This is a genomic window from Oerskovia jenensis (genome assembly GCF_016907235.1).
GTDB classification, from domain to species: domain Bacteria; phylum Actinomycetota; class Actinomycetes; order Actinomycetales; family Cellulomonadaceae; genus Oerskovia; species Oerskovia jenensis.
In genome coordinates this window covers 2,710,339-2,731,064 of record NZ_JAFBBO010000001.1, presented here as the reverse complement: position 1 = coordinate 2,731,064, position 20,726 = coordinate 2,710,339, and the positions used below count along the sequence as shown (strand labels likewise).

Genomic DNA, 20,726 nt, shown 5'->3' with positions numbered 1-20,726 from the left:
TCGCCGGGTGGCCGTGGGCAGGTCGACATCGCCCCCCGCTCACCGGGCGGTCCGCCGCGGCGGCGCGCACGGGCCCGGCCGCACCTCGTGCGATGACGTCGTCCACCGCGTTCCCCCCGCTCTCCGCGCCCTCCCCGACCTGCGGGCGGACGCGAGTGCCTCGCCCGCCCCGGTCCGGGACAGCAGACCTACCGTCCAGCCTTGCGGCGACCGCCGCAACCCCTCCCCCTGATCCGTCTCACCTGGCGGGCAGGCGCTCGCCCGCCGTCAGTACCGCCGTCAGTACCGCCAGCGCGACATGTCCTGCTGGTAGGTCCGGTAGACGACCGGCGACAGCAGCGTCGAGGCCTGCATGGCGACCTCGGGTCCCGGGTGGTCGCCCGCGAGCGTCGCGGTGGCCCGCAGCGAGTCGAGCGTGTGGAAGCGCAGGCCCTGGGGAAGGGGCGTGGCGCCGAAGAGGCGCGCTCCGCCGTCGGGCCCGAGCGTCCCGGGCGCCGCCACCTCGCCCTGCCCGGCGACGGGAGGCAGCGACAGCACGAAGCCCCACTCCCCGAACGAGGGCACGTTGACCGACAGCGGCACCACGGTCCGCCCGGGTGAGCCCGCGCGCACGGTCGCCGCGACCTGCCAGAACGCGTGCGGCGTGAAGTACGACGACGTCGCCTGGGTCGCGTACACGCCCCCGGGCCGCAGGTGGTTGGCGACCATGGCGTAGAACTCGGTCGAGTACAGCTTGGCGATGCGTTCGTTCGACGGGTCGACGAGATCCACCAGGATCGCGTCGAACGTCTGGTCCGTGGTGTCCATGAACCGGAACGCGTCGCCGTTGACGACGCTCACCCGCGGGTCGTCGAACGAGTGCTCGTTGAGGTCGCTCACGAGGCGGTTGGTGCGCGCGAGCTCGGTCACGGCCGGGTCGAGGTCGACGACCGTGACCTCGCGGACGCTCGGGTACCGCAGGACCTCGCGGGCGAGCAGACCGTCCCCTCCCCCGAGGATCGCGACGGACGCGGGCGCCGCGACCGAGGTGAGCGTCGCGTGCGCGAGGGTCTCGTGGTACCTCGCCTCGTCGAGCGAGGAGAACTGGAGCTGGTCGCTCAGGTAGAGCCGCACGTCGTCGCCGAAGCTCGTCAGGACGAGCTTCTGGTACGCCGTGGACTCGTAGTACAGGACGGGATCCTGGTAGAGCCGCGTGTTGATCGCGCCCTCGATCGCGCTCGACGCCGCGAAGCACCCCACGAGGAGGACGACCGTGAGCCGGGCGAACCAGGTCCAGCGCGTGCGCCGCCCCATGCGCCGCAGCATGAACACCGCGACCAGCACGTTGAGCAGCGCGACCGCGTACGCCGTCCGCATGAGCCCCAGGTACGGGAGCATGACGAACGGGAAGAGCAAGGAGGCCGCGAGCGCCCCGAAGTAGTCGACCGCGAGGACCTTCGACAGCAGCCCCACGGACTCGTCGCGCCCGTTCTCCTTGAGCAGCGCGACGAGCAACGGGATCTCGATGCCGATCCCCACGCCCAGCGCGAGCGAGAGCAGCACGAAGACGAGCCAGTAGACCTCGGTCAGGCTGAACGCCGCGTAGAGGATCAGGACCGAGCTGCCGCCGAGCAGCGCGAGCCCGACCTCGTTGCGCACGAAGTTCAGGCCCGGGTTCGAGGCCAGGCGCGTCGCGAGCAACGAGCCGATCCCCATGCCGAACAGCGTCAGGCCCGTCGCGACCGAGAACGCGACGACCGAGTCGCCGAACAGGTAGGAGGCGGCCGTGCCGAGGATCAGCTCGTAGATGATCCCGCCGACCGCGACGAGCAGCGCGGCCGCGAACACGGTCGGCTTGTCCATGGCGCGGCCCGACGGCGGCGCGGCGCCTGCGAGCGGCTCGTCCCCGACGGGCGGCTCGCCTCCCGCGGGCCCGGCGCCCCCCGCGGGCGGCTCGGTCGCCGTGTGCGTCTCGCCGATCACCGTCAGGAGAGGATCGTCCCCGCGATGATGATGCCGATGGCGACGGCCAGCCCGGCGATCATGATCCCGAAGGCCGTGTTGTGCTCGTCGACGAGCTCGCGGTGCAGGTTGAGCTTGAAGAGGTAGTTGACGACGACGATCGTCAGGACGAGCAGGACGATGCCCAGCACCGAGTAGACGATCGTGGACAGGAAGGCGTCGAGGCGCAGCTCGTCGATGATGCTCATGGTTGCTCCGAGGTGTCGTGAGGGTGGGTGTGCTGGGCGGTCGTGATGTCGCCGGTGCGAGGTCGCGCCGGCCGGTGCGCGCCGCGCCGGGGTCGCGCGAGGTGCTACTTGCCGAGCCCGCCACCACCGCCGCCGTAGACCGAGCGGCGGTAGCAGGTCTGGTCGGTCGTGAGGGGGTCCCCGCTCGCGTCGTACTGCTGCTCGACCGTGCGGGGCGTGCACTCGTCGCGGTCGTCGTCGCGGTCGCCGCACGCGGAGAACAGCCCGATGCCCATCGCGACGAGCGCCACGACCGCGACCGCGGGACTGACCCCGCCCTGGCGCGGCGCGACCCGCTTGCCGAAGTGCGCCTTCTGACCCGCGGCGTCCAGGACGGTGCCCTGGTAGAGGTCGATGACGCGGTCGTCGAACTTCTCGAGCGAGAACACCGTGCGGTTCGCGCGGAGCTCGGCGTAGGCGACGCGCTGCCCCGGCGTCAGGTCGTACGTGAACGAGCCGTCGAGCGACACGATGGTCCCGACGCCGACCTCGGAGACGACCGCACGGTGCTTCGTCCCGGCGACCGTGAGGGTCAGGGTCTGTCCCACGCGCATCCGCGTCGGGTCGAGCGCCTCCTCGGACTCCGCGGGACGGTAGAGCGTGACGCCCTTCGTGTCGTGGTCGTACTCGACCCAGAAGTCGAGGTTCTCGTACCCGAGGACCTCCCACTCCTCCCAGTAGTACGTCACGCCGTCGCTCGGGTCCTTCTCGCCGTAGACGACGACGCCCTGCGGCAGCGAGCGCCACGGCGGCGCGCCGATCAGGTGCTTGCCGAGCGACATGCGGGCCCGGGGTCGGCGCGCCTTCACAGGAGGGTCCGGACGGTCACGTCGGCGGCCGAGAAGGTCTCGCGCAGCAGGCTGCGCGTGTCGTCCTCGAAGCTGCCCGACGACGGCGCGCGGCAGGTCGTGAGGGTCACGTAGGCGGTGCCGTCCTCGGGCCACGTGTGGACCGCGAGATGGGACTCGGCCAGGAGCGTCGCCATGCTGAAACCTTGCGGCTCGAAGCGGTGCGAGGTCTCGCCGAGAGGGGTCAGCCCGGCACCGTCGACGAGCTGCGAGAGGCAGGTGCGGACGGTCGTCTCGTCGTCGAGGAGAGCGGGGTCGCCGCCGAGGACGTCGAAGACGTAGACGAGGTTGCGGTTGACCGGGTCGGTCGGCACATGTTCTCCCTGAGCAGCGGCTGGCCGCGTCACGGTAGCGGATGCCTGACGTTCCGGAAAAATGCGGACGCACGCCGGGACGGCGGGTCGGATGCCCTTCTCGCCGAGCGCGGTCGGGCGACCCGGCCTAGCGTGAGTGACCGGGGCACCGGCGACGACGCCGGAGCCCTCTGCTCGTCCGCACCAGGCGGGGTGGAGACACCCTGTCGTTCCTCGATGTTCCGCACGACTCGAACTCGGTCCGGCGCCCGGTCGCGTGCCGCCCTCCGGACCACAGCGATGGCGACCACGGAGGCGACATGACGAAGAAGCCGTTCAGCGGTGAGATCAAGCTCGACGTCCGGGACTCGACCCCGGACTGGGACGCGTTCCTCCCGCCCAAGGCCCCGGCGGGCTCCCCCAACGTGCTCGTCGTGCTGTACGACGACACGGGCATGGCCTCGTGGTCGCCGTACGGCGGCCGGATCGAGATGCCGACGATGGACCGCCTCGCGCGCGACGGCCTGACGTACTCGCAGTGGCACACCACGGCGCTGTGCTCGCCGACGCGATCGACGTTCCTGACGGGCCGCAACCACCACCTCAACGGCTTCGCGACGATCTCGGAGTCCTCGACGGGCTTCCCGGGCTACAACTCCCACATCCCCGCGTCGAACGCGACCATGGCGCACGTCCTGCGGGACGCGGGCTGGTCGACCTTCTGGGTCGGCAAGAACCACAACGTGCCGATCGACGAGTGGACGGCCGGGGCGTCGAAGAAGAACTGGCCGCTCGCCCAGGGGTACGACAGGTTCTACGGCTTCATCGGCGGGGAGACCAACAACTGGTACCCGTCGCTCGCCGAGGACAACCACTACATCGACCAGCCGTACCTGCCCGAGGACGGCTACCACCTGTCGAGGGACCTGGCCGACCAGGCGCTCAAGATGATCCGGGACGTCCGGCAGACCGAGCCCGACAAGCCCTGGTACATGTGGTTCTGCCCCGGCGCGAACCACGCCCCGCACCACGCGCCGCAGGAGTACATCGACAAGTACAAGGGCCGGTTCGACGACGGGTACGAGGCCTACCGCGAGTGGGTCCTGCCGCGCATGGTCGAGCGCGGCATCCTGCCCGAGGGCACGGTGCTCACCGAGCTCAACCCCATGCCCGACGGGACCTTCTCCCCGACGGACGAGGTGCGCCCGTGGGCCTCGTTGAACGACGAGGAGAAGCACATGTTCTCCCGGATGGCCGAGGTGTTCGCCGGGTTCAGCGAGTACACCGACGCCCAGGTCGGGCGCGTCGTCGACTACCTCGAGGAGTCCGGACAGCTCGAGAACACGATCATCGTGTACTGCGCCGACAACGGCGCCTCCGGGGAGGGCAGCCCGAACGGCTCGGTCAACGAGGGCAAGATCTTCGGCGGCTACCCCGACGACGAGGCGCAGAACCTCACGATGGTCGACAAGCTGGGCACCCCCGACACCTACAACCACTACCCGACGGGGTGGGCTGCGGCCTTCTCCACCCCGTACAAGATGTTCAAGCGCTACACCTACCAGGGTGGGGTCGCCGACCCCCTGGTCATCCACTGGCCCGCGGGCATCGCCGCCAGGGGCGAGGTCCGCCACCAGTACCACCACTCGACCGACATCGTGCCCACGATCCTCGAGGCGTGCGGCGTCGAGTTCCCCGACACGTACAACGGTGTCGCACAGACCCCGCTCTCGGGGGTGTCGATGGTCCCGTCGTTCGGCGCCGCGCCGGACGCGCCGACGAACAAGCAGACGCAGTACTACGAGATGTTCGGGCAACGCGGCATCTGGCACGAGGGCTGGAAGGCCGTCTCGGTGCACGGACCGGTGAGCGGCAAGGGGCACTTCGACGACGACGTGTGGGAGCTCTACCACACCGAGGTCGACCGCTCGGAGTCGCAGAACCTCGCCGCCGAGCACCCCGAGAAGCTCGAGGAGCTCAAGGCCCTGTGGCTGGAGGAGGCGAAGGCGAACAAGGTGCTGCCGCTCAACGACCTCCAGATCATCGGCAACCCCAAGGACTTCGAGACGTTCGTCGCCATGGAGTTCCACCAGCCGGCACCGCCGAGCGGCCAGTTCGTCTACTACCCCGGCACGAGCGAGGTGCCCGAGCGGTCCGCGGCCAACACGCACGGCGTCTCGTACAAGATCGCGGCGGAGGTCGAGCTGACCCCCGAGTCGCAGGGCGTGATCTTCGCGCACGGGTCCCGCTTCGGCGGGCACGCGCTCGTCGTCAAGGACGGCCAGGTGCACTACGTGTACAACTTCCTGGGCATCCCGCCCGAGGACCGCGTCTCGGCCCCGGTGCCGACCTCGGGCAAGCACATCATCGGCGTCGAGTTCACCAAGGAGGGCATGGGCGAGAACCGCGAGGGCGTGGGCCCGCTCACGCTCTACATCGACGACCAGCAGGTCGGCGAGAAGCGCATCCGCACGGTCCTCGGGCACTTCTCGCTGTGCGGCGAAGGGCTGACGATCGGACGCGACAGCGCGGATCCCGTCTCGTCGCTGTACGGCTACGGGTTCGACTTCACGGGCGGTGAGATCGCGCGGGTCGTCTTCGACATCGCCGACGACGCCTACCTCGACCTCGAGGCCCACATGGCCGCGGCCATGTCGCGCGACTGACGTCCTGCCCGCCCGGGGCGGCCGGCCTCGCGCCGACCGCCCCGGGCGTCCCGTACCCGCACCCGAACCGGTGAGAGGACCCTGATGCCCGACCTTCCGTCCTGGCGCGACACCCCGACCCGACGAGCGATCCTCGACCTCGTGGCCGCGGTCGCGACCGGCCCCGACGCACTGCCCCCGGCAGAGCGCGTCGCCGTCCTCGACAACGACGGCACCCTGTGGACCGAGAAGCCCCTGCCGGTCCAGCTCCACTTCCTCGTCGCGCAGTGGGCGCAGGCGGCCGCGAACGACCCGGCCCTCGCCGAGAGCCAGCCCTACCGTGCGGCCGCGACCGGCGACCTGGCGTGGTTGGGCGGCGCTGTCGACAAGCACTACGCGGGGGACGACACCGACCTCCGCCTCCTGATCGAGGCCGTCGTCGCCGCGCAGGCGGGGCGCTCGGTCGGGACCTACGCGGACTCGGTGCGAGCTTTCCTCGACGAGGCCACGCACCCCGCCCTCGGCACGCCCTACCGCTACGCCACGTACCAGCCCATGCGCGAGCTCCTGGACCTCCTGCGCGCCCACGGGTTCTCGACCTACATCACCTCGGGAGGTGACCGGGACTTCATGCGCCCCTTCACGGAGGACTACTACGGCGTGGCCCCCGAGCAGGTCGTCGGATCGAGCCTGGGGCTCAGCTACGACGACGAGACGGACGACGTGGTCTACGGCTCGTCGTTCTCGTTCATGGACGACGGTCCCGAGAAGCCCGTACGCATCTGGAGCCGCATCGGGCGACGACCCGTGCTCGCGGTCGGCAACTCGAACGGCGACGTCCCCATGCTCGCCTACGCGGCCGGACACCCCCGAGGGATGGCGGTCCTGATCCGTCACGACGACCCGGACCGCGGGGACCTGCCCTACGACAAGGGTGCGGACCAGGCGCTCATCGCTGCGGCGGACAGGGGGTGGACCGTGGTGAGCGTGCGCGACGACTGGTCGCAGGTCTTCCCGACCGCGCCGGGGACCGCGCAAGGGATCGCCCCGGTGTCCACGGCGGGGACGGCACCGCGGGTTCCCGAGGCCCGGGGCCGGTGACGTCCGTGCCGTCAGGGCCATGCGCGGATCTCTTCCCGACCCTGCGCGGCTACCGCGCCTCCTGGCTGCGGTCCGACGTCGTGGGCGGCCTCTCGGCGGGCGCCGTCGTCGTGCCGCAGGCCATGGCGTACGCGACCATCGCGAACCTGCCCGTGAGCTTCGGGCTGTACACGTGCATGGTGCCGCTCGTCGTGTACGCACTGCTGGGTGGCTCGCGGACGCTGAGCATGAGCACGACGTCGACCATCGCGACGCTCTCGGCCTCGACGCTGCTCGCTGCCGGCGTCGCCGCGGACGCCGCGGACCCCGCGCGGGCCGTGGCGACGCTGACGCTGCTCGTCGGCGCGCTGCTGCTGCTCACGCGGGTGCTGCGCCTGGGCTCGCTCGTCGAGAACATCTCGCAGGCCACGCTCGTGGGGATCAAGGCCGGGGTGGGCGCGACCGTCGCCGCCGCCCAGCTCCCGCACCTCCTCGGGGTGCCCACCGACCCCGACGCCACGGGGTTCTTCCACGTGCTCGGCGCGGCGCTCGGCAGCCTCGACCAGGCCGTCCCGGCGACGGTCGCGCTGTCGGTCGGGAGCATCGCGGTCCTGCTGCTGCTCGGCCGCGTCGCGCCACGGGTACCCGCCCCTCTGGTCGTCGTGGCCGCGGGCATCGCGCTCGTGGCCTTCGCGGGTCTCACCGACCGGGGCGTCGAGGTCATCGAACCGATCCCGCCCGGGCTGCCGCTCCCCGTGCTGCCCGACCTGTCGCTCGTCGGCTCGATGCTCGCCGGCGCGAGCGCGATCGCGATCATGGCGTTCCTCGAGACCGTCGCCGTGGGGCGCGGGGTCCGTCGACCGGACGAGCCACAGATCGGGCCGGACCAGGAGCTCCTGGCGAACGGGGTCGCGGCCGTGGTCGGCGCGTTCTTCCGCGCGATGCCGCCCGCGGGTGGCTTCTCCCAGACCGCCGTCAGCCTCCGGGCCGGGGCCCGGACGCAGGTCGCCGGGCTGGTGACCGCGGCCCTCGCGATCCTCGTCGCGCTCTTCCTCGCCCCCGTGCTCGACGACCTGCCGCAGGCCACGCTCGGCGCGATGGTCGTCGTCGCGACCGTGAGCCTCATCAAGGTCGGCGACTTCGTGGTCCTGTGGCGCATCAACCGGGTCGAGTTCGCGGTCGCGGTCGTGACCACGGTGATCGGCCTCGTGGCCGGGCTGCTGCCCGCCGTCGGGGTCGGGGTCGGGCTCACGCTCGTCCTCGTGCTGCGTGAGCTCGACCGCCCCCGCGTCGTCCCGCTCGTGCGCACCCCGCAGGGCGGCTGGGCACCTGTCGACCGTGGCACCGCCGAGGGCGACGACTCCGAGGAGGACGCCGACGTGACGCGCGAGGTCGCGCGCGAGGCGGCCCTGGAGTCGGGCATCGCCCCAGGGGTCCTGGTCCTGCACCTCGACGCGGGCCTCTACACCGCGAACACCCGGCCCACGGTCGAGCGCATCCTCGCCCTGGCCAGGGCGAGCGCTCCCGCACCGCACGCCGTGGTCCTGGAGTCCGGCGCCCAGCGCGGCGTCACCTCGACCGTGCTCGACGGGCTCGCGGACCTCGACCGGCAGCTCGCCGGGATCGGCTGCACGCTCCTGCTCGCGCGGGTCCCGGCCGAGACCGCGGCCAGGGCCGCGGCCTCGCCGTGGTTCGCCGCGCTCGCGACCGACGGGCGCCTGCTGCCGAGCGTCGACGCCGCGGTCGAGGCGGCCCGGACCCTGTCGGCTACGCCCCGGTGACCAGGTCGTCGAGCCGCCTGATCGGGTCCCAGGCCCCGTCCTCGCTGTTGGACACGACCGCGATCGTCACGCCGGGCTCGCCGCCCTGCCCGGGGTAGTGCTTCACGATCGCGCTCGACCCCGTGTTGATCCCGTCCTTGGACAGCGACCGGACGCTCCCGTCCGCGGTGACCTCGATCTCGAGGCCGAACGCGAAGTGCACCGCCGCCGCCGTGCCCGGCGCGGCGTCCGGGATCTCGTGGTGCAGGGCCTGCGGGCTCAGGAACGCGTCCGTGAGGTCCGGCGGCAGGAGCTCGCCCGCCCGGACGGCGTCGAGGAACCGGACCAGGTCGGCCGCCGTGACGTGCGCGCCGCCGTCGGGCGAGCCGATGGGCGGGTAGCTGTAGATGTTCTGCCGCCACCCCACGACGGGCGCGTCGCCCTCCCCGTGGCGAGGCTCGCCGTCGGGGGCGTCGCCGTCGGGCACCGCTGCGCGGACGGGCTCCCAGCCCTCCGCGACGTCCGGCACCGCTTCGCGCATGTCGAAGAAGCCCGACGACGCCATGCCCGCGCGCGCGAAGACGTGCTCGCGGACGTAGTCGCGGTAGGTGAGGCCCGTGGCGCGCTCGAGAGCCAGCCCCGCGAGGACGTACCCCACGTTGCAGTACCGGCAGCCCTCGCCCACACCGAACGTCGGGGTCTTGTGGACGAACTGCGGCAGGAAGTCCGCGGTCTGCGTGACCGAGTAGTTCGGCTTGTCGACCCACAGGGCCTCGTAGGACTCGCCGGCCTCCTCGTCGGCGTCGTCCGCGATGCCCGAGGTGTGCGACAGCAGGTGGCGCAGCGTGACCGCCCGCGGGATCTGCGTGCCCTCGAGGTCGACGTGGTCGTGGATCGAGGCGTCCAGGTCGAGGGTCCCGGCCGCGACCTGCTGGAGGACCGCGACCGAGGTGAAGAGCTTGGTCACAGACGCGACGTCGAAGCGCGTCGAGGTCTTGACCGGCACACCCCAGCGCCGCGAGGCCAGGCCGTAGGCCCCCTCGAACAACGTCTCGCCCTCGCGGGAGACGAGCACGACCCCCGAGAACTCGTCCCCTGCGGCAGCCTGCCGGAGGTGGTCGTCGAACGCGGCGAAGGATCCCGTCGTGAGGCTCATGCCTTCGACGGTAGGCCTCACGGGACGTGTCAAGCCAGGGCATTGTGGGAGTGGCAGGATCGCAGGATGGACCTCGAGGACTTTCTGGAGCACGTGAACCGCGGCGAACTCATCGAGGGCGGGTCCGCACGGCACGAGTTCATGCACGGAGCGGCCCAGGAGGCGCTGCGGTGCGTCGCCGATCTCAACTCCGGGTACCGCACGCCGGACGAGGTGCGCGGTCTGCTGTCGCGGCTGACGGGGGTCGTCGTAGACGAGTCGGTCACGGTCTTCCCGCCGTTCTACTGCGAGTTCGGCAAGAACCTGACCCTGGGCAGGGACGTCTTCATCAACAGTGGCTGCCGCTTCCAGGACACCGGTGGCATCACGATCGGGGACGGGACCCTCATCGGGCACGGGAGCACCCTGACGACCCTGAACCACGCCGTCGACCCCGCCCGCCGAGCGGACATGATCCCCGCACCGATCAGGATCGGACGCAAGGTCTGGCTGGGGGCATCGGTCACGGTGGTCCCGGGCGTGACCATCGGCGACGGTGCGATCGTCGGTGCCGGAGCGGTCGTGACCAAGGACGTCCCGGCCGACACGATCGTCGCCGGGGTGCCTGCGAAGGTCCTGCGCCCCACCGGTTTCGACGCGTCGCTCGGCTGACGTCCGCGCGCCGCCCTACCCATCGCTGGACCGCACTGTCCGAAGGAGAACCACCGTGCCCCGTCCTCGCCTCGGCGTGATCGTCCCGCGCGACCTGCCGATCACCGACCTGCTGCCGTTCGCGCTGCGCGCCGAGGAGATCGGCCTCGACGAGCTCTGGGTGGTCGAGGACTGCTTCTTCCGGGGCGGGATCGCGCAGGCGGCGACGATCCTCGCGCGCACGGAGTCGATCCGCGTGGGCATCGGGATCCTGCCGGCAGCGGTGCGCAGCCCCGCCATGACGGCTCTCGAGGCCGGGACGCTGGCCGAGCTCCACCCGGGGCGGCTGCTGCTGGGGATCGGGCACGGGATGCCCGCGTGGATGCGGCAGATCGGGGTGTGGCCGGCGAGCCCCCTGACGCTGCTGGAGGAGACCACGAGCGCCGTCCGCTCGCTGCTGCACGGCGAGCGGCTCACCACCGACGGACGCTACGTACAACTCGATGATGTCGCTCTGTACAGCCCGCCGGCTGTCGCCCCGCCCGTGCTCAACGGGGTGCGCGGGCCCAGGTCCCTGGAGGTCTCGGGCCGCGTCGCCGACGGCACGATCCTCGACATGCCAGTGACCCCCGAGTACCTGGGCGTGGTCCGCGCGGCCGTCGAGCGCGGCCGGGCAGCGGCCGGCCCGAGCGCCCCGCCCGAGCACACGCTCGTCGCGTTCGCCCTCGCCGTGGTGCACGACGACGTCGCGACGGCCCGCGAGATCGTCCGGCCTGCGCTGGCCACGTTCGGCGCCGCCGACTGGTCGGCGCAGATCGACCCGCTGCCGTTCGCGTCCGCGTTCCGGGCGCTGCGCGACTCCAGCCCGACGCCCGAGGACTTCGCCCGCGCGCTGCCCGACGAGTGGGTCGACCAGCTCGCGATCGTCGGCCCGCCCGACGTGATCCGTGCCCGGCTCGCCGCGCTCGAGGCGAACGGCGTCAGCAGCGTCGTCGTCGTGCCGACGAGCCCCGACCCCGGACGCCAGGACGACCCGTTCGCGGCGCTCGACGCGCTCGCCCGGGTCGTGTCGTCCGCCGAGAAGTGAGTTCACGCCCCTGATCCGCACGGATCAGGGGCGTGAACTCACTTCTCGGCGGAAGCGGTCAATGGATGAGCTCACGCCAGTTGGCGGGGACCCGCTGCGCGGGACCGGGCGTGGACTGGTCCTCGGGGCGCGAGATCGGCGGCGCGAGGTCCGGCCCCTCGAACGACTGCTCCGAGACGTAGTCCCAGTACCAGTCCTCGCCGGGCTCGTAGGAGCGCATGAGCCGGTGGCCGGTCTCCTGGAAGTGCGCCGTGGCGTGCTGCGAGGGCGACGTGTCGCAGCACCCCACGTGGCCGCACCGCGCGCACCGTCGCAGGTGCACCCACCACCCGTCGGACGACTCGCACTCGGCGCAGCCCGGACCGCTCGGTGGCACCGTCAGGTCGAGGGACTCCTCGAGACCGCCGGTGCCACCGTCGGCGGGCGCCGTCAAACCTGTGCCCCGACGCTCCGGACGACCGGCTCCCAGTCGCTGGGCTCGAGCGGTTCGGCGGGCTCGGCCGCGGCCCAGCCGCGGGCCGCCTCGATCGTCGACGAGAGCAGCTCGTAGAGCGCGTCGTCGGCGTCGCGGGAGCCCGCCTCGGAGATGCCCTGGACCGCGGCGGCGACGATGCTCGGTGCCGCGTCGCGCGCGAACCGTGCGGGACGCAGCCGCGAGCCCTTGCAGAACGACTCGGCCCAGGCCGCGGTGCGCGGCACCATGTTCAGGGCGTCCTGCGACGCCTGCGTCCGGGTGCCGGGCTCACGGCCCTCGAGCTGGTCGAGCATGCGCTCGCCCGCGATGATCGCGACCGCGAGGACGTCCTGCCGGTCGCTCGGCGAGACGGGCAGCGCCGTCTGCGCCGCGCGCAGCGAGATCCACACGCTCCACCGCGGGTCGTCGGACCGCAGCCCGATCACGGACGGGATGAGGATCGCCAGGCGTGGCCTGGCCGCATCGCTCGTGAGGTCGTTGACCGCTCGCGCGAGCATCGCGACCAGCGGGTGCGTGCACTGGGGATGGTCGCTCCAGCGCTCGCCGGCCAGGTACGACGCGAGCTCCATGAAGCACGCGCCCTTCTTCGGGTTGCGGTGCTTGCCGCGTCCTAGCATGGGTAGCACGTCGTACGTCGATGTCACGAGGGCACCTCCATCAAGGGGTCCGGTCCATTCCAGTCTGCGACCGGCACCCGTTGTTGGCAACGGGTGGGAACCTACCCGCCCGCCGGGCCGGGCCGACGGGACGGCTGCGTGTCGCGGAAGCGCTGGTCGAGCCACGCGAGGAGCGCTGGTCGAGCCACGCGAGGAACGGTCCGACGACGATCCCCGCCAGCACCTCGTAGCCCGCCGCGCCGGGGTGGTACCCGTCGCCGTCCCGCACTTCGCGTCGCCAGACCTGGCTCTGCACCGTGCCCGAGAACGTGTCGACGAACGGGACGGCCCGATGCCGAGCAACCTCCCGCAGCGCCTCGCTCGTGCCGAGCAGGCGCGCGTTCTGCGTGTCGTCGTCGACCGCCGGCGGACCGACGAGCAGGACCTCCGCCGCGCCGGCCGTCCGGTACGACCGGTCGAACGCCTCGACGGTCCCGGCGGGCGTCACCCGCACCCGTCCGTCCACCAGGACCGTGTCGTTGACCCCGAACGACAGGACCACCCCGGTGCGGGCCCCGGACGGCAGCCGTGGCGCCAGCTCGCGCGCGAGCCGGTCGCCGACGTCCTGGGACGTGTCGCCCCGGACACCCAGGTTGTAGGCCGTGAGGCGATGCCCGCGGGCGATCGCGGCCGCCGTGACCCGACCGACCCACCCCAGCGCCGTCGGGTCACCGGTCCCTGCGACGAACGAGTCCCCCACGAAGCACGTCCGGACGTCAGGTCCTGGCATCGACATGACACCGATCGTAGGGCGGTCGCGGGCGTCGCAGAGGGTGCCGTCCCTCGCGTCTCCCGGGTCGCCGTCGCCCGGCGACCTCACCCCTAAGGCGCCTCAGACCACCTCAGGCGAGATACGCCGTCGGGCCTGAGGCGGTAGCGGCCCAGAACCTACCCGCTCGACCGATGCACGACGCACCCGCTCAGCACGAGAGTGAGGATCACAGCGGGCACCGGGTCCACTGCCGACGAGCAGGACGGGAACGACCATGAACGAGATGTACGTGATGGGCTTCGAGACCGAGGTGGCCTACCGCCAGCAGCAGGTCCGCGCGGACTACGACCACCAGGAGAACGTGCTGATGCACTGGCTCCGCAGCCACCGCCTGGGGCACAAGACGCACAGTACCCACGTGAGCACTGCCGGTCAGAGCGGATGACGGAGCCCTCTTCCGGTCGGGTGGGCCGAGGTCGAGCATCGCCCTCGGCACCGCCAGGACCCCGGTTCCCGGCCGGACCGGAAGAGGGGTTCGTCACACCGGGCGGCGAGTATCAGGAAACATCGTGGCAGGCGTCACAGGCCGCTGCGAGGATGGGCAGTATGCCGCGCCCCTCCCAGGCCCACTTCGTCGCACGAGCGCACCAGCTCGACGTGATCGCCGCAGCGGTGAGCCGCGCTGCCGCCGGCGACCCCGGTGCGATCCTGCTCGGCGCCGACGCCGGGGTCGGCAAGTCGCGCCTGCTGGTCCGCGCCGCAGAGCTCGCACGCGGGACCGGGGCGACGGTCGTCGTGAGCCACTGCGTCGACCTGGGCGACGTCGGCCTGCCCTACCTGCCCTTCACCGAGGCCCTGTCCGAGCTCCGGTCCAGCCACGAGGTCGTCGACAAGACCATCGAGGCCCGGCCCGCGCTGGGCCGGCTCCTCGACGCGGGCCCGGCGGCCCTCGACGGCAACGGCGAGGACCAGGCCGGGCGCCTCCAGCTCTTCGAGGCCATCACGGCTGCGCTCACGGCCCCCGGGCACCCCGGTGCCCCGCTCGTCCTGGTCATCGAGGACCTGCACTGGGCCGACCCCTCCACGCGCGACGTCCTGCGCTTCCTCCTGGCACGCCTGCGGGCCGACCACCTGCTCGTCATCGCGAGCTACCGCACCGACGACCTCCACCGCCGCCACCCGCTGCGGCCCGTGCTCGCCGAGCTGCGCCGCCACCCGCGCGTCGACCACCTGGCCCTCGACCCGTTCACCCCGGGCGAGCTCAAGCAGTTCACGACCGCCGTCGCGGGCCGCTCCTTGCCCAAGAACGACTTCGAGCGCGTCATGAAGCGCTCGGAGGGCAACGCGTACTTCGCCGAGGAGCTCGTCGAGGCCGGACCGCAGGCCGACGCCCTGCCCTGGTCGCTCGCCGACGTGCTGCACGCCCGCCTCGAACAGCTCGAGCCCGACGTCCAGCAGCTCGCCCGCATCGCGTCCCTCGCGGGGCGCGTGGTCGCCGAGCCGCTGCTGCGCGCCGTCGTCGCCCAGGACCTCGGCGTGTTCTCGCTCGGCGGGCTCCGGCCCTCGGGGACCGTCCTGACGCGAGCGGCGTGCGAGCAGGTGTTCGACGCGACGCTCCGGGAGGCCGTGGCCCACCACGTGCTGACGGTCGACGGCGGCAGGATCGCCTTCCGGCACGCCCTCCTGGCCGAGGCCATCTCGGCCGACCTCCTGCCGGGCGAGCAGGTCGCGCTGCACCGCGCCTACCTGGCCGCGCTGACCGAGGACCCGTCCCTGGGGTCGCCCGCGCAGCGGGCCCACCACGCGCTGTCGGCGCACGAGACGACGACGGCGCTCGTCGCCTCCCGTGAGGCCGCGCGCCGTGCGGGGCGCGTCCTCGCGCCCGCCGAGGAGCTGCGGCACCTCGAGCAGGTGCTTCGCCTGTGGGACGTCGTTCCCGAGGCCGCGGACCTGCTGGGCGAGGACCGCGTCGACGTGGCCGTCGCGGCGGCGTCCGCGGCGAGCCGCGCGGGCGAGCCGGACCGCGCGGTCGCGATCGCGCGCAAGGTCGTCGAGATGACCGCGGAGAACCCGCTGCGGCAGGCGTCGCTGCGTCACGTGCTGTCCCTGCACCTGCTCGGGATCGAGCGCGTCGAGGAGGTCATCGAGCACACGGCCGCGGCCCTCGCGGTGCTGCCCACCGAGCCTCCGTCGAAGGATCGCGCGTGGACCCTCGCGACCCGCGCGCGGGCAGCGATGAACCTCGACCGTGCCGACATGGACGTCGTCGCGCAGGAGACCGCCGAGGAGGCGATCGAGGTGGCCCGCGCGATCGACGCCCCTGACGTGGAGGCCGACGCCCTGACCACGCTCGCGGTGCTCGAGGTCGACGACGCGGATCGCGCCGCCCAGCTCCTCGCCAACGCGCGAGAGCGTGCCCAGGCCGCGGGCGACCTCCTCACGGAGATGCGCTGCTGGTACAACATCGCAGCCAACCGCTACTACTCGGGGGACCTCGAGCAGGCGCTCGTCGAGGCGCACACCGGGCTCGAGCACGCAGTCGCGGCAGGTCTCGGCTGGAACGGCTACGGCGTCGAGCTCCGCCTCTTCGGCGAGCTCGTCCGGTACGCCACGGGCGACCTCCGCCCCCCACCTTCGTCCCCCGACCCGGTGCCACCGAGCGCGGTCGCCGCGCTCTCGGCAGCCCAGCTCTACGCGGCCGTCGCGCGCGGCGACGAGGGCGTGATCGAGCGTGCGCGCGCGCTGCGTCCCGAGTGGCGGCGGGACGGGCAGATCGCCCTCATCGCGGGCGGGTGCATGATCGACGCGCTCGTCTGGACGGCACAGCGCGAGGAGGCCCTGTCGCTCGCGCAGGAGCTCATCGTGTACCTGGGTCGCACCTGGAGCGACTACTTCCTGGGCCGGATCTGGATCTCGGCGCTCGCCCTGACGGCGCTGGCCGACGCGACCGAGGAGCGCCGGCTCGTGGGCGCGCCTGTCGACGACCTGGTCGCGCAGGGAGACGCCCTGCTCACCGAGGCCGAGACCACGGCGCAGCGGGGACGCCCACGCGGGGGTCGGCTCGGCCCGGAGGGCATCGCGTGGCTGGTGCGGGCCCGCGCCGAGCACAGCCGCCTCACGGGGACGAACGACCCGCTCCTGTGGCAGGAGGCCACGGCAGCGTTCGACTACGGCTACCGCTACGAGATCGCGCGGTCCCGCTGGCGCTGGGCCCAGTCGCTGCTGGGCGTGGGGGACCGCGAGGGCGCCGCCACCCAGGCGGGCGAAGCCCTCGAGGAGGCCGACGACATGGGCGCCGCGCCGCTCGCGAGCGCGCTGCGGGACCTCGCGCGGCGCGGACGCCTGGACCTGCCGGGCCTGCGCCGCGGCGCCACGACGGTCCTGACGGACCGCGAGGAGGAGGTGCTGCTGCTCGTCGCGCAGGGCCTGACGAACCGGCAGATCGGCGAGCGTCTGTTCATCAGCGGCAAGACCGTGAGCGTCCACGTCTCGAACGTCCTGGCCAAGCTGGGCGCCTCGGGCCGCACGGAGGCCGTCTCGATCGCGCACCACCGCGGGCTGATCGAGGTCTGACGACCGCACGTGTGGTTCGCTGGTCGCCATGAGCGCCCCGGCCCCTGGAACCCTCGTCCTGCTGCGTCACGGGCAGAGCGTCTACAACGCTGAGAACCGGTTCACGGGGCTGCTCGACGTCGACCTCTCGGACCAGGGTGTCCGCGAGGCCGAGCGGGCGGGCTCGGAGCTCGCCGCGGCCTGCGAGCACGACCCGACGCTCGTCCCCCGCCGCGTGCTGACCTCGCCGCTCGTCCGGGCCTCGGCGACCGCGGCGATCGTCGCGGCGCGGCTCTCGGGGCCGCCTCCTGTGGTCCCCGAGTGGCGGCTGGTCGAGCGCCACTACGGCGCGTTCACCGACGACCTGCGCGAGTCCGTCCGGGCCGAGTACGGCGAGACGGCCTACTGGGAGTACCGGCGCTCGTTCGACCACCGGCCGCCGCCCGTCGAGGAGGGCAGCGAGGCCGCAGCGCGGGTCGCGGACACCTTCTCGCGCCTGCCCGACGCCGCCCGCCTCGGCCTGCGCCGCGACACCGAGTCGCTCGCGGACGTCGTCGACCGCCTGACTCCGCTGTGGGCGACGGTGCGCGAGGCCCTCGACCGCGGCGAGAACCTCCTCGTCGTGGCACACGGCAACTCGCTGCGGGCGTTCGTCATGCTCGTCGACCGGCTCACGGCCCCCGAGGTCCAGGTCCTCAACGTCCCCACGGGGATCCCGCTCGTCTACCGCTTCGAGCGCCAGGTGCCCGACGACGCCGCGCACCCGGGCGGGGATCCCCACCCGGGTGCGCAGCCGGGTGCTCAGGCGGCCGGAGCCCACCTCGTGCCCGTGCACCGCGGCGGGCTCTACCTCGACGCGGACCGCGCGGCGGCCGAGCTGGCCGACCTGGAGCGGCGCGGCGGGACGTGAGTCACGACACGTCGGCGAGCATCGAGAACAACGCCAGCTGCTCGTCCGCCTCACACCGGACCATGGTGTCGCGGTCTTCGCCGAGCCGGTCCCGCCGGTTCGGCACCGTCAGGCTCGCCATGTCCAGACCGTCGGCCGCACCACGGAGCTCGAGGCAGCGGAGCACGACCTCGTCCGAGGTGGCCTGGTCGTGCACGAGGGCGTTGAGCTCGAGCTGCACCGGATCCACGGGATCCTGCCACCGCGGGTCCACCGCGGCGCTCGGCGTCGCGACCCCGGTCTCGGGGTCGTACGCGACGGTGCAACCGGTGTCCGGGCGCGAGCACCCGCCCGCCCCCCGGGACGCGGCCGCGAACGTGAGCACCAGCTGGGGCGCAAAGGACGATTCGTCGCTCACCTCGAGAGCGACGACCTCCCTCTGGCGCTCGGGAACGACGAGGCTGGGTGTGAGGAGAGTCGAGACCGTCGTGCCGTCGGCCCCTTCGAACGGTTCCCAGGACGTGACGTACGTGTCCGCCTCGTCCGTCGTTCCCTTGCTGAGGGGCGTCGCGAACACGATGCGCCGTGCTCCTGCCTCGACCGCCACGACCGAGGGCACGTCCTCGACCACGACGTTCGTGGGCTCGTACCCGTCCTGCAGCCGTCGGAGCTCGGCATCGTCCCCAGCGACCACCTGGACCCGCTGCGTCTCGATCGGCGGGTAGCCGAGTTCGGTCATCTCTTGGATGCGGGCCGGGTCCTTGGCATCGCTGCGGTCGACGACCTCGCCGTCCTCGAGGTCCGCGAGACCTGCTTCGAACTCGACCGTCGAGACGATCAGGAACCGGTCGCCGTTCGCGCCGGTCTCGATGCCCGTGTCGAGCACGACCGTCTTGTCCGGCAGCTCGAAGGTCGCCGCCTCGGCGACGGCCGTGATCCCGGGGGCGATCTCTCGATGCGCGATCTCGGTGCTCAAGGTCTCGTAGGCCGCCGCGGGGACGAGCTCGTGAGCCACCTGGCTGGGGAGGCCGCTCGCGACCCCGACGCCCAGGACGGCGAACGCCGTGAGCACTGCGGTCCCGGTGGCGGCCCGCCGGGCTGTGGCCTTGCGCCGGCTCGTGACGAGCACGACGGGCAGGTCGAGCGTCGAGGGTGGGACGGAGTCGGCCGCAGCGTGCAGACGGTCGAAGAGGTCGTCGTGCGGTCCGGTCATGAGGAGCTGCCCTTCCGGGAGGGGTCGTCGAGGATCGTGCGGAGCCGGGCGAGCGCCCGGGACGCGGTCGACTTCACGGTGCCGACGGGGATGCCGAGCTCTGTGGAGACCTCGGTCTCCGAGAGGTCGAGCATGTGCCGCATCACCACGACACGACGTTGCTTGAGGGGGAGCTGCAGAAGGGCGCGGACGACCAGGTCGCGGTCGTCCACGGTGCTGGGAACCGCGCCGGCCGGGGTACGGGCCCTCGGCGGGCCCGCGATCCCCTCGGAGTGGTCGCGGAGGTCGTCCGGTCCGGACAGCACCTCACGGCGGGTGCGGCGCCATGTGTCGACGCGCAGGTTCGCGAGGATCCGGCGCGCGTAGACGAGCGGGTCTCCGTCGCGGGCCGTGGACCAGGCCCGGTAGGTGCGTTCGAACGTCTGCTGCGTGAGCTCCTCGGCGCGGTGCTGGTCACCGCACAGGAGGTAGGCCATGCGGTGCAGCGGGCCGACGGCCTGCTCCATGAAGACCGTGAACTCGGCGTTCCTGCTCGCACGCAGCACCACGCCCTCGGGGGCGTCGGCGCCGCCCCCACGCGCGAAGTCCACGTCGAACGGGTCCGGTGCGGCGGCGTCGTCGGGCACTCCTCGCGGCCCGTCCTCCAGGCCGTCGCCGCCGCTCACGAGCGGCAGGACCGCGGTCACGGCAGCGCCCCGGGCACCGAGGGCCGCAGGTCTCCGGTCGAGGGGCCCGTCCGCCGGGACTCGAGCAGCTCGACATCCCGTGTCAGGCCGTCGCGGACATGCCTGCTCAGGAGCGATCTCTGCTCGGTCGTGAACCTGCTCCGGTCGCCTGCCACGGGCCCTGCCGTCCCGTGCTCCAGCCGGTCCAGGGCCACGATGCGGTCGAGCAGTCCGAGGATCTCGGCCCGTTCGGCCCGGCCGGACAGGTGCACGGCCACGACCCGGTCCGCGAGCGCCCGCTGCGCATCGAGGACGCCGAAGCGCGAGCCGTCCAGCAGCACCGTGCCCAGCGGTCTGCGCACGACCAGCCACCCCCTGTCGTCGTCGGTCGCCACGAGCCGGGCGCCGCGCACGGTGACGCGGTGCGACGCGAGCGACCACCGGATGATGATCGCGCACACGGGCAGCGCGAGAACGAGGAGGACCACGCTGAGGACTGGTCGTGGTGAGGGCCAGGTCAGCCCGACCGCGAGGAGTGAGCCCCCGACACCTCCGACCACGACCACGACCGACCCCGCCGACCCCCTGTCCAGCCTGTCCCGGAGCCGCCCCCTGACGGCTCGAGACCTCGCTGGAGCGGGTCCTGACGACGCGCTGCTGCCCCCTGCGACCCGTGCACCGGACCTGCTCGGCGGGGGTCGGTACGTTGTCCTCACGACCAGAACACGCAGCCGCGGGGGCAAAGGTTCCACCCCGGCCGGTACCAGGTGGTGCCCCGGTCGCTCCCAGCCGCCACCGAGGTTCCTCGCACGCGCCGCACACATAACCTACGCATCC

At 72.5% G+C, this 20,726-nt stretch carries 19 protein-coding genes; 8 read left to right on the top strand and 11 right to left on the bottom strand.

From position 1 onward, the window contains the following. Positions 1-279 precede the first annotated feature (279 nt). From JOD49_RS12300 to speD, 4 genes are all read right to left on the bottom strand, one after another. A complete protein-coding gene (locus JOD49_RS12300; RefSeq protein WP_307822519.1) occupies positions 280-1,962 on the bottom strand; it encodes a polyamine aminopropyltransferase in 1,683 nt (560 codons plus the stop codon). A gap of 2 nt (positions 1,963-1,964) precedes the next feature. Next, positions 1,965-2,189 carry a DUF350 domain-containing protein gene (locus JOD49_RS12295; RefSeq protein ID WP_138822118.1) on the bottom strand — a complete coding sequence of 75 codons (225 nt, stop codon included), beginning with the start codon at positions 2,187-2,189 and terminating at the stop codon, positions 1,965-1,967. A gap of 104 nt (positions 2,190-2,293) precedes the next feature. Beyond that, positions 2,294-3,010 (bottom strand): DUF4178 domain-containing protein, encoded by a 717-nt coding sequence (locus JOD49_RS12290; RefSeq protein WP_205307440.1) that lies wholly within the window; start codon positions 3,008-3,010, stop codon positions 2,294-2,296. 23 nt (positions 3,011-3,033) lie between these two features. Then, entirely contained in the window at positions 3,034-3,390 is a 357-nt protein-coding gene (speD, locus tag JOD49_RS12285; protein ID WP_205307439.1) for an S-adenosylmethionine decarboxylase, read from the bottom strand. Positions 3,391-3,689: 299 nt separating this feature from the next. Here speD and JOD49_RS12280 point away from each other — a divergent pair, with 299 nt between their 5' ends. The 3 genes from JOD49_RS12280 (at position 3,690) to JOD49_RS12270 (ending at position 8,875) form a co-directional block, all read left to right on the top strand. Further along, a complete protein-coding gene (locus tag JOD49_RS12280; RefSeq protein ID WP_205307438.1) occupies positions 3,690-6,035 on the top strand; it encodes an arylsulfatase in 2,346 nt (781 codons plus the stop codon). Positions 6,036-6,119: 84 nt separating this feature from the next. Beyond that, positions 6,120-7,115 carry an HAD family hydrolase gene (locus JOD49_RS12275; RefSeq protein WP_205307437.1) on the top strand — a complete coding sequence of 332 codons (996 nt, stop codon included), beginning with the start codon at positions 6,120-6,122 and terminating at the stop codon, positions 7,113-7,115. Between the two features lie 5 nt (positions 7,116-7,120). Beyond that, positions 7,121-8,875: a SulP family inorganic anion transporter gene (locus JOD49_RS12270; protein WP_307822518.1), complete on the top strand. Its 1,755-nt coding sequence runs from the start codon at positions 7,121-7,123 to the stop codon at positions 8,873-8,875. On the opposite strand, the gene JOD49_RS12265 is transcribed toward JOD49_RS12270, so the two are convergent. Beyond that, positions 8,862-10,010: a serine hydrolase domain-containing protein gene (locus JOD49_RS12265; protein ID WP_205307435.1), complete on the bottom strand. Its 1,149-nt coding sequence runs from the start codon at positions 10,008-10,010 to the stop codon at positions 8,862-8,864. The genes JOD49_RS12270 and JOD49_RS12265 overlap by 14 nt on opposite strands. 66 nt (positions 10,011-10,076) lie before the next feature. Here JOD49_RS12265 and JOD49_RS12260 point away from each other — a divergent pair, with 66 nt between their 5' ends. Further along, on the top strand, positions 10,077-10,661 hold the full coding sequence (locus JOD49_RS12260) for a sugar O-acetyltransferase (protein ID WP_191790099.1): 585 nt from the start codon (positions 10,077-10,079) through the stop codon (positions 10,659-10,661). A 55-nt stretch (positions 10,662-10,716) separates the two neighbouring features. Beyond that, a complete protein-coding gene (locus JOD49_RS12255) occupies positions 10,717-11,727 on the top strand; it encodes an LLM class flavin-dependent oxidoreductase (RefSeq protein ID WP_205307434.1) in 1,011 nt (336 codons plus the stop codon). A gap of 58 nt (positions 11,728-11,785) precedes the next feature. On the opposite strand, the gene JOD49_RS12250 is transcribed toward JOD49_RS12255, so the two are convergent. Genes JOD49_RS12250 through JOD49_RS12240 form a run of 3 tightly spaced genes read right to left on the bottom strand, consistent with a single transcriptional unit; the run spans position 11,786 to position 13,594 of the window. Then, positions 11,786-12,160 (bottom strand): UBP-type zinc finger domain-containing protein, encoded by a 375-nt coding sequence (locus JOD49_RS12250; protein ID WP_205307433.1) that lies wholly within the window; start codon positions 12,158-12,160, stop codon positions 11,786-11,788. Further along, positions 12,157-12,846: a hypothetical protein gene (locus JOD49_RS12245; RefSeq protein WP_246857741.1), complete on the bottom strand. Its 690-nt coding sequence runs from the start codon at positions 12,844-12,846 to the stop codon at positions 12,157-12,159. Before JOD49_RS12245 ends, JOD49_RS12250 begins: the two co-directional genes overlap by 4 nt. A 13-nt stretch (positions 12,847-12,859) precedes the next feature. Next, entirely contained in the window at positions 12,860-13,594 is a 735-nt protein-coding gene (locus tag JOD49_RS12240) for a GDSL-type esterase/lipase family protein (protein ID WP_205307432.1), read from the bottom strand. A 250-nt stretch (positions 13,595-13,844) separates the two neighbouring features. Here JOD49_RS12240 and JOD49_RS12235 point away from each other — a divergent pair, with 250 nt between their 5' ends. The 3 genes from JOD49_RS12235 (at position 13,845) to JOD49_RS12225 (ending at position 18,032) form a co-directional block, all read left to right on the top strand. Further along, positions 13,845-14,015 carry a hypothetical protein gene (locus JOD49_RS12235; protein WP_205307431.1) on the top strand — a complete coding sequence of 57 codons (171 nt, stop codon included), beginning with the start codon at positions 13,845-13,847 and terminating at the stop codon, positions 14,013-14,015. Positions 14,016-14,176: 161 nt separating this feature from the next. Continuing rightward, the gene (locus tag JOD49_RS12230) at positions 14,177-17,143 is read left to right on the top strand and encodes a helix-turn-helix transcriptional regulator (protein WP_205307430.1); all 2,967 of its coding nucleotides are present in this window, start codon (positions 14,177-14,179) and stop codon (positions 17,141-17,143) included. Positions 17,144-17,171: 28 nt separating this feature from the next. Continuing rightward, positions 17,172-18,032 (top strand): 2,3-bisphosphoglycerate-dependent phosphoglycerate mutase, encoded by an 861-nt coding sequence (locus JOD49_RS12225; protein ID WP_205307429.1) that lies wholly within the window; start codon positions 17,172-17,174, stop codon positions 18,030-18,032. A gap of 1 nt (position 18,033) precedes the next feature. On the opposite strand, the gene JOD49_RS12220 is transcribed toward JOD49_RS12225, so the two are convergent. The 3 genes from JOD49_RS12220 to JOD49_RS12210 are packed head-to-tail and all read right to left on the bottom strand — an operon-like array spanning position 18,034 to position 20,377. Further along, the gene (locus JOD49_RS12220; RefSeq protein ID WP_205307428.1) at positions 18,034-19,224 is read right to left on the bottom strand and encodes a hypothetical protein; all 1,191 of its coding nucleotides are present in this window, start codon (positions 19,222-19,224) and stop codon (positions 18,034-18,036) included. After that, the gene (locus JOD49_RS12215) at positions 19,221-19,910 is read right to left on the bottom strand and encodes a SigE family RNA polymerase sigma factor (RefSeq protein WP_307822517.1); all 690 of its coding nucleotides are present in this window, start codon (positions 19,908-19,910) and stop codon (positions 19,221-19,223) included. The genes JOD49_RS12220 and JOD49_RS12215 overlap by 4 nt, the downstream gene beginning before the upstream one ends. Then, on the bottom strand, positions 19,907-20,377 hold the full coding sequence (locus tag JOD49_RS12210) for a hypothetical protein (RefSeq protein ID WP_205307427.1): 471 nt from the start codon (positions 20,375-20,377) through the stop codon (positions 19,907-19,909). The genes JOD49_RS12215 and JOD49_RS12210 overlap by 4 nt, the downstream gene beginning before the upstream one ends. Positions 20,378-20,726: the final 349 nt, after the last annotated feature.